Below are 15,115 nucleotides of genomic sequence, written 5' to 3'. Positions count from 1 at the left end.
TGCCTTCACATGAACAGCAGGCAGCGTTTGGTCAAGAGCAGGACGACAAAAATAACGAAATACAACTTAAAATTGCTGTTAAGTTGAGCGAAACCAGTAGTAGCATAGAGTGCGGGGAAATCAGTTATCTCGCGAGGAGATAGGTATGAACGATACGGCCAGTTTTCCAGATACGGAAGACGGTGAGGGTGTGGAAACCGCGACTCGCTTCGAGACGGTAACATATATCGAGCAGATGCTCGAACAGCTTAGTATGATGGCGAAAAATACGAATTATGTGTTGCTGGCCTATATGATTGAGATGGCTCATGTAGAGGCTCGAGAAGCTCTTCAGAATGAGTCCGAGACCTAACCTCGTAATTCCAGAGGAACCAAAGCGACCTGATTGCCAGCATATCGATGTAGCCGTCCGGCCAGATCCAGTTCCAGCAAAATCAGATGAACGGCCCCGGTATCCATACCTGTATGACGAACGAGCGTGTCGACGTCTGTCGGCACAGGACCGAGCGCATCGATGACGATGTCTCGTTGCTCTTCCGTTGCAATCGGTTGAAATGATTCCGGTTCTTCCATTGCTGGAGACAAAAGATCGGGCTGTGCCAGTGTATCTGTCTGACAGGTGATTGAGCCAGCCAGCGGCCTGAGTGCCTCGATGATGTCGTTCGCTTCTGTAACCGGTGTCGCACCTTGTTTCAGAAGCAGGTTTGTACCGCGTGCACGGGGATCAAGCGGAGAGCCTGGAACGGCAAACACGGTGCGTCCCATGTCTCCTGCCATACGCGCGCTGATAAGCGAGCCAGAACGCTCGGCTGCTTCAACGACGATCAGTCCGAGCGACAAGCCAGCAATAATCCGATTGCGGCGCGGAAAATCACGCGAGCGCGGCTCCGCGCCCATCGGCATTTCACTTATGAGCGCGCCGCCCTGTTCCGGTATGGCCCGATAGAGGGGAAGGTTCTCCGGTGGATAGGGACGGTCAAGTCCGCCTGCAAGTACTGCTACTGTGCCTGTTTTCAGGCTTGCACGGTGCGCAGCGGCATCAATACCGCGGGCAAGCCCGGAAATCACAGCAAATCCTGCCTCGCCAAGATCATGTGCCAGGCGCTCGGTAAAACGCGCGCCAATCACCGAAGCATTGCGCGAACCGACAATTGCAATGGGGGGCTTGCGGAAAACGGCTGCATTTCCCTTGACTGTTACCAAGGGCGGTGGGGCTTCACAGTTTCTGAGCTGTTGCGGATAATCCGGCTCGCCCATGCCGACAAGACGGGCACCGGCGCGTTCAATAGCTTCAAGCTCGCGTTCAGCGTCGTTCATGGACGCAACGCGGATCGGACGGACACTGCCGCCTCTGATATTGAGATCAGGCAGCATTTCTATTGCGCTTGAAGCTGAGCCACAAAACAGAATCAGATCGCGAAACGTGACAGGACCGATATTGGCGGTTCGGATGAGGCGTAGCCAGTTGAGCCGCTGGCGATCAGAGAGGCGAATTCCAGTTTTCGAATTCGCGCTTTCCTTCATCCCTTGGCTCCGATCTTGCTCTCGGTACCGTTCAAGAGGCGCGTAATATTGGCCTTATGCTTGAAGATAACGATGACCGTCATGATCGCAAAGAGCACTGCGATTGCTGGATATCCCCGCGAATAGAGCGCAATGGGAACAACGATGCTGGCGATAAGTGCTGCAAGGGAAGAATAACGCGTCAGGAGTGCCGTCACGATCCAGACGGCAGCGAAGACGAGCGCACCGGGCCATGCAAGACCGATAAGAACGCCCAGATAGGTGGCGACGCCCTTGCCGCCCTTGAAGCCGATCCATACCGGAAAGAGATGGCCAATGAAGGCACCGAAGCCAGCGCCAATGGCGGCATCCGGCCCGTAGCGTGAAGCGACGAGAACGGCGACGGTGCCTTTGAGCATGTCAAAAATCAGCGTCGCAGCGGCAAGCTTCTTGTTACCGGTGCGCAGCACATTCGTTGCGCCGATATTGCCCGAGCCGATGGACCGGACATCACCCAACCCGGCGAACCGGGTCAGGATCAAACCAAACGGAATGGAGCCAAGAAAATAACCGAAGACGAGCGCTCCCATGAGCGTCAAGCTAAGGAATCCCGCTTCGGCCATGAACGTCCCCTTGTTTTTTGATTCCGCCCACCCGGAATTTTCGGATGATTGTTCCGGGTTATGCGGTGTTTTTCAAGCCGAGTAAACGGTTTTGCCAGCCACTAAGGTGTGGACGACGCGACCTTGAAAGCGAGCACTTTCAAAGCAACTGTTCTTGGACAGCGAGTGCAGCTCTTCTTCACGCACGATCCAGGGCTCATCCAGATCGACAATGGCGATATCTGCTCTGGCGCCCGGTTTGAGAGTACCTGCATCAAGGCCGAAAATACGAGCTGGAGATGTTGATAGCACTTCAACCAGACGCAGCAGCGGAATGCTGTCATTGTGATAGAGGCGCAGTGCGGCCCCCAGCAATGTTTCCAGGCCGATGGCGCCAGCTTCAGCATCCGAGAAAGGCAGGCGCTTGGTATCGACATCCTGCGGATCGTGAGCAGAAACAACGATATCAATAGTGCCGTTTTTCACGGCCTCTACCATCGCAAGGCGATCCTGTTCGCTGCGCAAAGGCGGCGAAAGCCGGAAAAACGTGCGGAACTCTCCAATGTCGTTTTCATTGAGCGACAAATGGTTGATCGACACGCCTGCCGTTACCTTGGCACCAAGGTCCTTCGAACGACGCACGGCTTCTGCCGACATTTCGCAGGAAAGCTGTGCGGCATGATAGTTGCTGTTGGTTAGCGCTGCTAGACGCAGATCGCGTTCCAGCGGAATCACTTCCGCTTCACGCGGACTGCCGGAAAGACCAAGCCAGCTCGCAAACAGGCCTTCGTTCATCACGCCGGTGGCACCGAGATAAGGATCACGGGTTTCGCAGGCAATCACGGCATCGAAGTCGCGAGCATAGGTCAGCGCGCGCCGCATGAGCTGCGTGTTGGCGATTGTCTGTCTGCCTTCCGTGAAGGCGACCGCCCCGGCATCGCGCAGCAGACCGATTTCGGTCATTTCCTCGCCATGCAGACCTTTGGTGATCGCCGCAGCCGGGTGCACGTTGACGACAGCCGTGTCACGCGCCGTGCGTTTGACAAATTCCACCAGAGCCACGTCATCGATCACAGGATCGGTGTCGGGCATCATGATGATGGAAGTTACGCCGCCAGCGGCTGCCGCGCGGCTTGCCGAGGCAATGGTTTCGCGATGTTCGGCGCCGGGCTCGCCGACGAAGACGCGCGCATCCACGAGGCCTGGCAATACTGCCTTGCCATTCAGGTCGATGATTTGCGCCCCTTCCGGCGCGCCTTGATTTCTGACGTCCGGACCGGCGGCAACAATCTTGCCATCTTGGATCAGCAAACTACCGGTTTCATCGAGACCGCGCGACGGATCGACGATGCGCGCGTTTTCAAACAGGATCGCGCTCATGCTGCTTCTCCGTTGCTGGGATTGCGGCGCGGATCGAGCAGTGCTTCCATCACGGCCATGCGTACGGCAACGCCCATTTCCACCTGTTGCTGGATCACACTCTGCGGCCCGTCGGCAACGTCGGACGCGATTTCAACGCCGCGGTTCATCGGGCCGGGATGCATGACGAGCGCGTCTGGCTTGGCGACTTTGAGCTTTTCTTTATCGAGGCCGTAGAACCGGAAATATTCGCGTACCGAAGGCACGAATGAACCGGCCATACGCTCGCGCTGAAGGCGCAGCATCATGACCACATCGGCGTCTTTCAAGCCTTCTTCCATCGAATTGAAGACTTCGACGCTCATATCGGCCATGCCAGAAGGCAGAAGCGTGGACGGCGCGACCACGCGCACCCGCGCGCCAAGCGCGTTGAGAAGAAGAATGTTGGAGCGTGCCACACGGGAATGCAGCACATCGCCGCAAATGGCGACTATCAGGTTTTCAATCTGGCCTTTGGCGCGGCGGATGGTTAGTGCATCGAGAAGTGCCTGTGTGGGGTGTTCGTGTGCGCCGTCACCGGCGTTTACGACCGAGCAGCCGACTTTCTGCGCGAGAAGGGCAGCGGCACCTGCCGAAGCGTGACGGATAACCAATATATCCGGCTGCATGGCGTTCAGCGTCATCGCCGTATCGATGAGCGTTTCGCCTTTCTTGACCGACGAATTGCCGACCGACATATTCATGACGTCGGCGCCGAGCCGTTTTCCGGCCAGTTCGAACGACGATTGCGTTCGTGTCGATGCTTCGAAGAAGAGATTGATTTGCGTGCGACCGCGTAGCACGGACTTTTTCTTCTCGGGCTGTCTGGAAACAGCGATTTCCTGATCGGCAAGATCAAGAACGCAGAGAATGTCCAGAGGCGAAAGCCCCTTGATGCCCAGCAGGTGGCGGTGAGGGAAAAGCGGAGGGACCGTTTGATTTGTCATGGCAAGTCACCCGTATAGGACCATGAGACAGGTCCCGCAACCGTCCTTATAATGGCTTCGGCGATTCACCAAGAAAAACCTGTGCTGTCCTGACGACAAATTGCGTTCGGGATGGCAAAATTTTAGCAAATGCAATGCAAGAAACCTAAGTTAAGTTGAATCGCACAATACGGAACGAGCTTTTGAAAACGCACGACGTTACCAACCAGACGCCGCCCATGACGGGCAACAATGCCTATCTGGGCGATCCGCTTCTGATGCAGATTGCGGCGCGTTTCCCGAAGGAACTGCATGCCGATCTGGAACAGACGGGCCGTTTTGTTTTGTCGGCTGAAGCACAGGACCTTGCACGTCTCGCCAATACCGAACTACCGAAATTGCGCACGCACGATCGGCAGGGCAAGCGTATCGACCTTGTCGAATATCATCCGGCCTATCATGCGCTGATGCGCCGTTCCATCGCAGCGGGCCTGCATTGCTCAATCTGGGAAGGCAATCCGCTCGAAACTGGCCGCCGTCATCAGGCACGTGCATCGCGCTTTTTCCTGACCGCACAGCTTGAGGCGGGGCATCTTTGTCCGCTTACCATGACAAGCGCGTCGCTCGCAGCACTTATGGCATCGCCGGAAATCTACAAGGAATGGTCGCCGGTCATCCTATCGCGCAAATACGATTTTTCACAGAAACCCGCTTTCGCCAAGCAGGGCATTACGCTTGGCATGGGCATGACCGAGAAGCAGGGCGGAACCGATGTGCGCGCCAATACGACGCGCGCGACACGCAATGACGATGGTACCTATGCCGTCATCGGCCATAAATGGTTCATGTCAGCGCCGATGTCGGATGCTTTTCTGACACTCGCGCAGGCGGAAGAAGGCCTTTCCTGTTTTCTGCTCCCGCGCCTCACTTCAGAGGGAAGCGGGAACGGGTTCTTTTTCCAGCGCCTGAAAGACAAGCTCGGCAACAAGTCCAATGCCTCATCGGAAGTTGAATTCGATGGTGCGGTCGGTCATCTGATCGGCAATCCAGGCGAGGGCGTCAAGACCATCATGGATATGGTGACGCTGACGCGCCTCGATTGCGCTGTCGCATCGGCCGGACTGATGCGTTCAGGCCTCGCCGAAGCCGTGCACCATAGCCGTCATCGTCAGGTATTCGGCAAGGCTCTTGTCGAGCAGCCATTGATGCAGCGCGTTCTTGCCGACATGGCGCTTGATGTTGCGGGTGCGACTGCGCTTTCCATGCGGCTGGCACGTGCTTTCGACATGGCTGCGAGTGATCGTGCCGAGGCTGCTTTTGCCCGCTGCATGACGCCGGTGGTGAAATATTGGGTGTGCAAGATCGCGCCCGCGTTACTCTATGAAGCTATGGAGTGCCTTGGTGGCAATGGCTACATTGAGGAAGGCAATCTTGCACGTGCCTATCGCGAAGCCCCGGTCAATGCGATATGGGAAGGTTCCGGCAATGTCATGGCGTTGGACGTGGCGCGTGTGCTGTCCCGTGCGCCGGGTCTTTTCGATGAAGTGCTGGAATGGATTGGCGGACAGCTTGGTCCACGCGGGCAAGGGACGCTCGATGTGCTGCGCGCCGCATTGCAGTTAACCGAAACCGATCCGGGTGTTGCGCGCCTTCTGACCGAGCAACTGGCCTATGCTGCAGCAGCAGCGGAATTGCGCCAGCTTGGGGCTGACGATGTGGCCGATGCGTTTATCGAGACCCGTCTTGGCGGCCAGTGGCGTTCGACCTATGGCATGCTGGATGCGCGCCATAATGCCGAACGGATTCTCGATCAGCTTTATCCGGCGTCATAATTATCTGATGCCGACCGCCTGATGCTGTGCAGGCGGTCGAGCGCACCTTGAAGAATGAAGGATGCTGCAGCCGAATCGATGCGTTCGGCCCGCTTGCTGCGTGAGACATCCATGCCGATCAGCGCTCGTTCCGCAGCGACGGTCGACAGGCGTTCATCCCAGAAAACGAAGGGCAGCTCGGTCAGTGGCTGCATGGTGCGCACAAATGCCCGTGTAGCCTGAACGCGGGGACCGGACGTTCCGTCCATATTCACAGGCAAGCCGATGACGATAACGCCGACCTTGTCGGCGTCGAGCGCTTTCAGAAGAATCTGTGCGTCGATGGAAAACTTCACCCGTTTGATAACGGGGCGCGGATGCGCGAAGGAAAGACCGAGATCAGACACTGCAAGGCCGATAGTCTTGGTTCCCAGATCCAGTCCGGCAATCGTCTGCCCGGACTGAAGCAGCGCTGGAATTTCCTCGATTTCAACGACAGCCATTGGACCTCATAGGATTTTGAAGTGGTTTCATATTGCCTTCAACTTTATCGGCGTCATATCTGTTCGCAAACCGGAAATCGAGCCGGAAACAAAGATTGAGGAGAGACTTGATGAAACTTACCTGGCTTGGCCATGCGGCGTTTCGCATCGAAACCGCAAAGGCCGTTATTCTCATCGATCCGTTTCTGAACGGTAATCCCGGTGCGAAGGGCATCGATTTCAAAGAAGCAACCAAAGGCGTAACCCATATTGCGCTGACCCACGGTCACGGCGACCATGTCGGCGACACAGTAGCAATCGCCAAAGAACATGGCGCGACAGTCATCGCCAACGCTGATCTTGCAAGCTGGCTTGGCAGTCAGGGCGTGGAAAAGCTCGATCCTGGCAATACGGGTGGCACGGTGGCGCATGACGGGTTCACCGTTACCTTCGTTAATGCGCTCCACTCCTCGGCAATGCTGACGGAAAACGGCGTCTCGCAGGCGCTGGGCAATCCGAATGGTCTGGTGTTCCATTTCGAGGATGCGCCAACGCTCTATCACATGGGTGACACGGATATCTTCTCGGACATGGGGCTTATCAACGAGCTTCATCAGCCTGAGATAGGAATTGTTCCCATTGGTGATCGTTTCACAATGGGTGGTGCGGTTGCAGCTCTCGCATGCCAGCGTTATTTCAACTTCAGCACCATACTGCCGTGCCATTATGGCTCGTTCCCGATCATTGATCAGACGGCGGACAAGTTCGTGGCCGGAATGACCGATCATCGGGAAGCCAAGGTGCTGACCGATCGTGCAGGAACGGTTCACAGCTTCTAATGGCCTGTTGAAGTGCAAGAATTGTTGCGCTTCAACAATCGCGCCGTTATAGCCGGTAGGAAAACTTTTCAGGGTGGCCGTTCGCCGCCCGATCTAGCATTTGCGGAGAACAGGATGTCCGTCGATATTTCTACCGTCAAGCGCGTCGCGCATCTGGCACGCATTGCCGTCAGTGATGACGATGCGGAACGCATGACTGGCGAACTTAATGCTATTCTGGGCTTCGTCGAGCAACTGAATGAAGTCAATGTCGATGGTATCGAGCCTATGACTTCCGTTACGCCGATGGACATGCGCATGCGCCAGGACAAGGTAACGGATGGTGGCATTGCTGCTGCGGTGGTGGCAAATGCACCGGTTACGGAAGACAATTTCTTCGTCGTACCAAAGGTCGTGGAGTAGGTTATGGCCATTCGGGTTTCGATCGAGACCCCCTTGCAGGACGATGTGCGCGCGTTGGTCGAAGGCCTGAATGCGCATCTTCTACCGCTGTCACCGCTGGAATTCCAGTTCAAAATGACGGTTGAGCAGATGGCGGGGCCAGATACGACGGTCTTCGTGGCGCGCGATGAAGGCGGCAAGGCTGTCGGCTGCGGTGCCTTGAAGATGCACGAAGATGGTGTCGGCGAGGTGAAGCGCATGTTCACCCTTCCGGAAGTGCGCGGAAAGCGCGTTGGTTCGGTTCTGGTGGGTGCGATTGTCGATCAGGCAAGGGCGAATGGCATTTCCCGCCTTGTACTCGAAACGGGCACGGGACCCGGTTTTGCCAGTGCATGGCGGCTTTATGAGAATTCAGGTTTTACGCGCTGCGGTGTGGTTCTGGACTATCCGGATTCCGAATACAGCGCCTTTTTTGAAAAGCGTCTCGTTGAGGCGCACTGACAGGATTTGACGATGAGCGAACTGACCGCATTGACCATTGCCGAGGCGCGCGACAAGCTGAAGGCCAAAGCCATCACCGCGACCGAACTCACCGACGCCTATCTTTCCGCTATCGATTCCGCGAATGACGCGATCAATGCTTACGTGAAAGTGACTCACGATCAGGCGCGCTCGATGGCCAAGGCTTCGGATGAGCGTATTGCCAAGGGTGAAGCGGGTGCACTGGAAGGCATTCCGCTCGGCGTGAAGGACCTGTTTGCCACCAAGGGCGTACATACGCAAGCCTGCTCCCACATTCTCGATGGCTTCAAGCCTGAATATGAGTCAACCGTCACAGCCAATCTGTGGGCTGATGGTGCAGTTATGCTCGGCAAGCTCAACATGGATGAGTTCGCCATGGGCTCGTCCAACGAAACCTCCTATTACGGTTCGGTCAAAAACCCTTGGCGCGCCAATGGTTCCAACGCGGATCTGGTGCCGGGTGGTTCGTCGGGCGGTTCGGCTGCCGCTGTTGCCGCACAGCTTTGCGCCGGCGCCACCGCAACTGATACCGGCGGTTCGATCCGCCAGCCCGCAGCCTTCACCGGCACGGTTGGTATCAAGCCGACCTATGGCCGCGTTTCGCGCTGGGGCACGGTTGCCTTCGCTTCGTCGCTCGATCAGGCAGGACCGATTGCCCGCGACGTGCGTGATGCGGCTATCCTGTTGAAATCCATGGCTTCACTTGATCTGAAGGATACCACATCGGTCGATCTGCCTATTCCGGATTATGAAGCTGCGATCGGTAAGTCGCTCAAGGGCATGAAGATTGGCATTCCGAAGGAATATCGCGTTGATGGCATGCCGGATGAGATTGAGGAGCTTTGGCAGAAGGGTATCCAGTATCTGAAGGATGCCGGTGCTGAGATTGTCGATATTTCGCTGCCACACACGAAATATGCGCTGCCCGCTTATTACATCGTGGCACCGGCGGAAGCCTCTTCAAATCTCGCCCGTTATGATGGCGTGCGTTACGGTCTGCGTGTACCCGGCAAGGACATTGCCGATATGTACGAACAGACCCGAGCAGCTGGCTTCGGCAAGGAAGTAAAGCGTCGTATCATGATCGGCACCTATGTTCTGTCGGCAGGCTACTACGATGCCTATTATCTGCGTGCGCAGAAAGTACGTACGCTGATCAAGAAGGACTTTGAAGACGTATTCGCCAAGGGCGTACATGCGATCCTGACGCCAGCAACGCCTTCAGCTGCCTTTGGTCTTGCCGATGAGGATCTCGCCAACGATCCGGTCAAGATGTATCTCAACGACATCTTCACGGTAACGGTCAACATGGCCGGTCTTCCGGGCATTGCCGTACCTGCCGGTATCAATGACAAAGGCCTGCCGCTCGGCCTTCAGCTTATCGGACGCCCGTTCGAGGAAGAAACTTTGTTCCAGGCAGCTCACGCTATTGAACAGGCTGCCGGACGGTTTTCTCCGGCAAAGTGGTGGTAGAAACCGAACTTTTTATTCGCCGGGGTTTCCCCGGCGAATTTGTTTCTATGTCCGCATTAGCGGTCAGGGCCTGGCGTATTGCGGCTCGCGATATTGAACTGAGCGCGGAAAGCCAAAAAGCGTTGGAAGCCAAGTTCCAGGGCGATCTCCAAGAAAATGCGGACGGTGTTTGGGCTGCCGAAAGGGCCGGAGCACTTGCAGGCTGGAGCGCCAGGGTGCCCCAAAGCAATTACATTTCCGATTTATGGGTCGATCCACGGTATCATGGGCAGGGAATTGGCAGGCAGCTTCTTGATACCCTGATGGCGCAAATTCTGCTTGATGGTTTTGATGTAGCACTGATTGGCACACATGCGGATAATCTGCCTGCGATCAATCTTTATAAAAAGGCCGGTTTCCAGATAAACTGGCAAGGGGGCGAGTGGTCGGAGAGTTTCGGAAGGACTGTCGAGAAAGTCAGAATGCGCGCCGATCTTTGAAGGCCAGCTCCGCGCAACCGTTGCCGAATGGTCTACCGCGCCTATCCTTCCTTGGAGTGGACAACATCAGGAGGAGGGCAAGCGATGTGGATCATGCTGACGGAAGTGAATGGTGAAAAGCTCGCCGTGAATTTCAATCACGTTCTTTCTTATAACGCTTATGGAACCGGTACGCGCATTGTGACGCTGAGTACGGATCAGACCTTCTTTGTCAAAGAGTCGATTGAGGAGATTGAAGCCAAGTTGGGCATCGACGTGAAAGCCTGAAGCTTTCTTTTATCAGTGGCTTAATTAGCTTTATTGAAAAAGAAAATGAACGGCGTCGCGCTTGCGAACTGCCGTTCATCCGGTCTGCATTTTCAGACACATTTCGTGGCTTGCCGAAAATGCTCTATCTTCTTGTTTTTAAGCGCATCTCGTTCCGAAAACCGGTCCGACTTTTCAGGACGCGCTCTAATTATTTGTTTTGTCGCATTATCCTACGCAAAACCGCTTCGCGCTTTTGCTGGAGATGCTTTAGATATCCAATTCTTCGACAAAAGCTGCACGGTCCTGAATGAAACGGAAACGGGCCTCCGGCTTGGTGCCCATCAATTCATCAACAGTATTGCGGGTTTCATCGACATATTCTTCATCCACCTGAACACGCAGAAGCGTGCGCTTCCTTGGGTCCATGGTCGTCTCTTTGAGCTGTTCGGCGCGCATTTCGCCAAGGCCTTTGAAACGACCGATTTCCACTTTGCCACGCCCGGTGAACACGGTCCGCAGAAGCTCGTCCTTATGTGCTTCATCACGCGCATAAGCGACTTTTCCGCCTTGGCTCAAGCGGAAAAGCGGAGGAACTGCCAGATAAAGATGACCGTTACGGATCAAATCGGGCATTTCCTGATAGAAGAATGTGATGAGCAGTGATGCGATATGTGCACCATCGACGTCGGCATCGGTCATGACGATGACGCGGTCATAGCGCAGGTCGTCTTCTCGATAGTTCTTACGTGTACCGGAGCCGAGAGCCTGAACCAGATCAGCAATCTGCTGGTTTGCCGTCAGTTTTTCGCGTCCGGCGCTAGCAACGTTCAAAATCTTGCCGCGCAATGGCAGAATGGCCTGATTGGCACGGTTACGCGCCTGTTTCGCCGAACCACCTGCCGAGTCGCCTTCGACGATGAACAGTTCTGCACCGGCCGCTGCGTTCTGCGTGCAGTCAGCCAGTTTGCCGGGCAGGCGCAGTTTGCGTGTCGCGCTTTTGCGAACGGTTTCCTTTTCCTGACGGCGGCGTAAGCGCTCGTCGGCGCGGTCGATCACCCAGTCCAGAAGGCGAGATGCTTCCTGCGGAGAGGCGGCAAGCCAGTGATCGAACGGATCACGGATCGCATTCTCCACGATGCGTTGTGCTTCGACGGTGGCAAGCTTGTCCTTGGTTTGACCGACAAACTCCGGTTCGCGAATGAAAACCGACAGCATCCCTGCGGCTGACACCATCACGTCATCGGTGGTGATGATCGAAGCGCGCTTGTTGTTGGTTAGTTCCGCATAGGCTTTCAGCCCTCGCGTCAGGGCAATACGCAAACCCGCTTCATGCGTGCCGCCATCGCCAGTCGGGATGGTGTTGCAATAGGAGTGGACGAAACCGTCCCCACCAAACCACGAAACTGCCCATTCGACAGCGCCATGGCCACCCTGCTTTTCGGTTTTGCCTGCGAAAACCTCACGCGTGACCTGATGTTCCTTGCCGAGCGATGCCTCAAGATAATCCTTCAGGCCGCCGGGGAAGTGGAACACGGCCTTTTCAGGCGTTTCCTTCTTCGGGTCGAGCAGGGCAGGATCGCAGTTCCAGCGGATTTCAACCCCGCCGAACAGATAAGCCTTCGATCGTGCCATGCGATAAAGACGGTGCGGATCGAACTGCGCCGTCTTGCCGAAAATATCAGGATCGGGATGGAAGCGAACGCGGGTACCGCGACGATTGTGCACTTCACCGAGCTCTTCCAGCCCGCCTTGTGGGATACCGCGTGAGAAGCGCTGGCGATAAAGACGGCGATTGCGTGCGACTTCCACTTCCAGCACGTCGGAAAGGGCATTCACCACCGAAACACCGACGCCGTGCAAGCCGCCTGATGTTTCATAGGCCTTGCCGTCGAACTTGCCGCCCGCATGCAGTTTGGTCATGATGACTTCGAGCGTGGACTTTCCGGGAACCTGGGGATGTTCATCAACAGGAATGCCGCGTCCATTGTCCGAAACCGTTACAAACCCGTCGGCATCGAAGCTCACTTCGATGAAATTGGCATGCCCTGCGACAGCTTCGTCCATCGAGTTGTCGATGACTTCGGCGAAGAGATGATGCAGTGCCTTTTCGTCTGTGCCGCCGATATACATGCCGGGACGCAGGCGAACCGGCTCCAGTCCTTCCAGAACACGGATAGATGATGCATTATAGTCGTCGCCTGCCGATGAAGCAGGTGGCGCCTTGGTCGTCACCTGCTTTGGAACAGAGAGCGACGGCGCTGCCACTGGCTGCGCAACAGGCTGTGGTGCCACAGGTTTTTCCCCCTGGCGTCCCTGTTCTTGTTCCCGTTCTCGGGCCCGGGCATTGTTGACCACTCTCGAGAAGAGATCGTTGCTATCGTCCATTTGTTCCGAAAAGCTCTCTATCTGAATTTCAGGAGGTCTGTGTCGAGCTTGCTCGCCATCGACCGGAAAATACTGTTCGCGAATCACCTGAATGATGCCATGTGCGCTCGCGAAAGGCGAACAAAGTTCGCCTTACGTTCCATTTTCACACTGCTTTTTCAAAGGGTTTTGTTCAGAACCGAAATGATTTGCACCAGAAAGAAGGCGAAAGTCAAACAAGTGGGACATTTCGGATCAAATTGGATGGAAACGCTATCACAGTTCGCATAGAGCGATAGCGGGGAATATTCAGAATACCGAGAGTTTGAAATGCAAAACAGCGCGACAAGTGGCATGGAAGCGCACGTAAAGGGCATGGCGATCATGGTGCTCTCGGTGCTTTTGCTGCCACTGATGGACGCCATCGGCAAATGGCTCGCCATGGTGGACAACATGCCTCCGGCCACTGTCACGTTCATGCGTTTTTTCATTCAGTGCTGGCTGATGTTCTTTATCCTGCTAATTGTCGGTGGTTTCGCTGCACTGCGAACACAATATCTGGCGGGAAATCTCATCCGCGGCGCATTGATGGGGTTCGGTGGGCTCTGCTTCTTCACGGCGGTCAAATATATGCCGCTGGCCGATGCGATGGCCGTCTTCTTCGCCGAACCGCTTATTCTGACGCTCTTTTCGGCAATTTTCCTCAAGGAGAAGGTAGGCTGGAGAAGGTTTAGCGCAGTCGGCATCGGTCTTATCGGCACGATGATCGTGATCCAGCCGAGTTTCGAGATTTTCGGTGCTGTTTCGCTTCTGCCGTTGGCGACAGCTGTAACCTTCGCAATCTACCTGATCCTGAATCGCAAATACGGTGCCAAGGAAAGCCCGCTTGTCATGCAGTTCTATGCGGGTGTTGGTGGCTGGATGTTCGCCGGGGTCGCCATGATTTTCGGAACAGCCGCGGGGCTCGGTGACTTGAGTTTTGGTCTGCCGCACGGCATTCAGCCTTGGCTTCTTCTGCTGCTTCTGGGAACGATCGGAACGGTCAGCCATTTGATGGTCGTGCAGGCGTTCAAGCTGGCACCGGCATCAATGCTGGCTCCGTTCCAGTATCTGGAAATTGTCAATGCCGTTCTGGTTGGCTTGATCGTGTTCGGTGATTTCCCGACACCATCGAAATGGTGCGGCATCGCGATTATCGTCGGATCCGGGTTCTATGTTTTCATGCGCGAGCGCCGCGTGAAAGCCGACGCTGTGGCTTGAGACAGAGTTAAAAGCTATTTGAGCTGACGCGCGCCGAAGACCGTCTCGAACGCTTTTCCCAAAGCGACATCCATGTCGCCCATTGTTACCGGCAATCCAAGGTCTACAAGGCTGGTAACGCCATGTTCCGAAATTCCGCAAGGAACGATGCCGGAATAATGGCTGAGATCGGGTTCGACATTGATGGCGATGCCATGAAAGCTTACCCAACGACGGAGGCGGATGCCGATAGCCGCGATCTTGTCTTCGCACATGCCTCCATTGGCAAGGCGAGGTTTTTCAGGCCGTGTAACCCATACACCGACACGATCTTCACGACGTTCGCCCTTGACGTTAAACTCAGCAAGGCTCTCGATAATCCATTGCTCAAGAGCTGTTACAAAAGCACGCACGTCCTCACGGCGGCGTTTCAGGTCGAGCATTACATAGGCAACGCGCTGGCCTGGCCCGTGATAGGTATATTCCCCGCCGCGTCCCGTGTTGAAGACAGGAAGACTATTTGGGGTCAGGAGATCGTCTGCATTGGCACTCGTCCCCGCTGTGTAAAGCGAGGGATGCTCGACCAGCCACACGAGTTCATTGGCGGTGCCTTCCCGGATGGCCTGGACGCGCGCCTCCATGAAAGCGAGAGCCTCTTCATAATCCGTCAACCCTTCGGCAACGACCCAATCGACGGGAGCCGCATCTGCAACGACAGGCAGGAAATATGCTTCCAGCGCATCGCGCTCACGCGGCTTTTGAGAAGCTGTCTCGAAAATGGGGGAAGCGGAGTTATTTGTCATGATGGCAGCATATGGCGGTTTTGCAGTGTAACCGCCAGATGTCA

General features: G+C 55.7%; 16 protein-coding genes. 9 read left to right on the top strand and 7 right to left on the bottom strand.

Annotated features, from left to right (window positions below):
- Nucleotides 1-145 precede the first annotated feature (145 nt).
- A complete protein-coding gene (locus MKS82_RS20155) occupies nt 146-352 on the top strand; it encodes a hypothetical protein (protein ID WP_109986571.1) in 207 nt (68 codons plus the stop codon).
- Here MKS82_RS20155 and dprA read toward each other — a convergent pair.
- From dprA to MKS82_RS20135, 4 genes are all read right to left on the bottom strand, one after another.
- Complete coding sequence (dprA, locus tag MKS82_RS20150; protein ID WP_240579200.1) at nt 349-1,524, bottom strand: DNA-processing protein DprA; 1,176 nt, start codon at nt 1,522-1,524, stop codon at nt 349-351. The genes MKS82_RS20155 and dprA overlap by 4 nt on opposite strands.
- On the bottom strand, nt 1,521-2,126 hold the full coding sequence (gene plsY, locus MKS82_RS20145; RefSeq protein WP_109986573.1) for a glycerol-3-phosphate 1-O-acyltransferase PlsY: 606 nt from the start codon (nt 2,124-2,126) through the stop codon (nt 1,521-1,523). The genes dprA and plsY overlap by 4 nt, the downstream gene beginning before the upstream one ends.
- A 72-nt stretch (nt 2,127-2,198) precedes the next feature.
- Nucleotides 2,199-3,485: a dihydroorotase gene (locus MKS82_RS20140; RefSeq protein ID WP_109986574.1), complete on the bottom strand. Its 1,287-nt coding sequence runs from the start codon at nt 3,483-3,485 to the stop codon at nt 2,199-2,201.
- Complete coding sequence (locus MKS82_RS20135; protein ID WP_109986575.1) at nt 3,482-4,450, bottom strand: aspartate carbamoyltransferase catalytic subunit; 969 nt, start codon at nt 4,448-4,450, stop codon at nt 3,482-3,484. Before MKS82_RS20135 ends, MKS82_RS20140 begins: the two co-directional genes overlap by 4 nt.
- Before the next feature lie 182 nt (nt 4,451-4,632).
- On the opposite strand from MKS82_RS20135, the gene MKS82_RS20130 reads away from it, so the two are divergent.
- Nucleotides 4,633-6,261 (top strand): acyl-CoA dehydrogenase family protein, encoded by a 1,629-nt coding sequence (locus tag MKS82_RS20130; RefSeq protein WP_109986576.1) that lies wholly within the window; start codon nt 4,633-4,635, stop codon nt 6,259-6,261.
- Here MKS82_RS20130 and ruvX read toward each other — a convergent pair.
- Nucleotides 6,246-6,743 (bottom strand): Holliday junction resolvase RuvX, encoded by a 498-nt coding sequence (gene ruvX / locus MKS82_RS20125; protein ID WP_109986577.1) that lies wholly within the window; start codon nt 6,741-6,743, stop codon nt 6,246-6,248. The genes MKS82_RS20130 and ruvX overlap by 16 nt on opposite strands.
- Nucleotides 6,744-6,853: 110 nt before the next feature.
- Between ruvX and MKS82_RS20120 the strand changes: the two genes are divergently transcribed.
- The 6 genes from MKS82_RS20120 to MKS82_RS20095 all read left to right on the top strand — a co-directional run bounded on the left by MKS82_RS20120 (nt 6,854) and on the right by MKS82_RS20095 (nt 10,683).
- Nucleotides 6,854-7,561 carry a metal-dependent hydrolase gene (locus tag MKS82_RS20120; protein WP_240579199.1) on the top strand — a complete coding sequence of 236 codons (708 nt, stop codon included), beginning with the start codon at nt 6,854-6,856 and terminating at the stop codon, nt 7,559-7,561.
- A gap of 114 nt (nt 7,562-7,675) precedes the next feature.
- On the top strand, nt 7,676-7,963 hold the full coding sequence (gatC, locus tag MKS82_RS20115) for an Asp-tRNA(Asn)/Glu-tRNA(Gln) amidotransferase subunit GatC (RefSeq protein WP_061345755.1): 288 nt from the start codon (nt 7,676-7,678) through the stop codon (nt 7,961-7,963).
- Nucleotides 7,964-7,966: 3 nt separating this feature from the next.
- Entirely contained in the window at nt 7,967-8,443 is a 477-nt protein-coding gene (locus MKS82_RS20110; protein WP_109986579.1) for a GNAT family N-acetyltransferase, read from the top strand.
- 12 nt (nt 8,444-8,455) lie between these two features.
- Complete coding sequence (gatA, locus tag MKS82_RS20105; protein ID WP_109986580.1) at nt 8,456-9,937, top strand: Asp-tRNA(Asn)/Glu-tRNA(Gln) amidotransferase subunit GatA; 1,482 nt, start codon at nt 8,456-8,458, stop codon at nt 9,935-9,937.
- A complete protein-coding gene (locus tag MKS82_RS20100) occupies nt 9,931-10,416 on the top strand; it encodes a GNAT family N-acetyltransferase (RefSeq protein ID WP_240579198.1) in 486 nt (161 codons plus the stop codon). Before gatA ends, MKS82_RS20100 begins: the two co-directional genes overlap by 7 nt.
- A gap of 84 nt (nt 10,417-10,500) precedes the next feature.
- Entirely contained in the window at nt 10,501-10,683 is a 183-nt protein-coding gene (locus tag MKS82_RS20095; RefSeq protein ID WP_010658857.1) for a flagellar FlbD family protein, read from the top strand.
- A 249-nt stretch (nt 10,684-10,932) separates the two neighbouring features.
- Here the strand turns inward: MKS82_RS20095 and parE are convergent, their stop codons facing one another.
- Nucleotides 10,933-13,050, bottom strand: a complete 2,118-nt coding sequence (parE, locus tag MKS82_RS20090; protein ID WP_109986582.1) for a DNA topoisomerase IV subunit B — start codon at nt 13,048-13,050, stop codon at nt 10,933-10,935.
- 309 nt (nt 13,051-13,359) lie between these two features.
- Here parE and MKS82_RS20085 point away from each other — a divergent pair, with 309 nt between their 5' ends.
- The gene (locus MKS82_RS20085) at nt 13,360-14,289 is read left to right on the top strand and encodes a DMT family transporter (protein WP_109986584.1); all 930 of its coding nucleotides are present in this window, start codon (nt 13,360-13,362) and stop codon (nt 14,287-14,289) included.
- A 14-nt stretch (nt 14,290-14,303) separates the two neighbouring features.
- On the opposite strand, the gene lipB is transcribed toward MKS82_RS20085, so the two are convergent.
- Nucleotides 14,304-15,071 carry a lipoyl(octanoyl) transferase LipB gene (gene lipB / locus MKS82_RS20080; RefSeq protein WP_109986653.1) on the bottom strand — a complete coding sequence of 256 codons (768 nt, stop codon included), beginning with the start codon at nt 15,069-15,071 and terminating at the stop codon, nt 14,304-14,306.
- Between the last annotated feature and the right edge of the window lie 44 nt (nt 15,072-15,115).

The organism is Ochrobactrum sp. A-1 (assembly GCF_022488005.1).
Lineage (GTDB): Bacteria > Pseudomonadota > Alphaproteobacteria > Rhizobiales > Rhizobiaceae > Brucella.
Note: the sequence above shows the minus strand (reverse complement) of the source record. Positions and strands in the feature narration are given on the sequence as shown.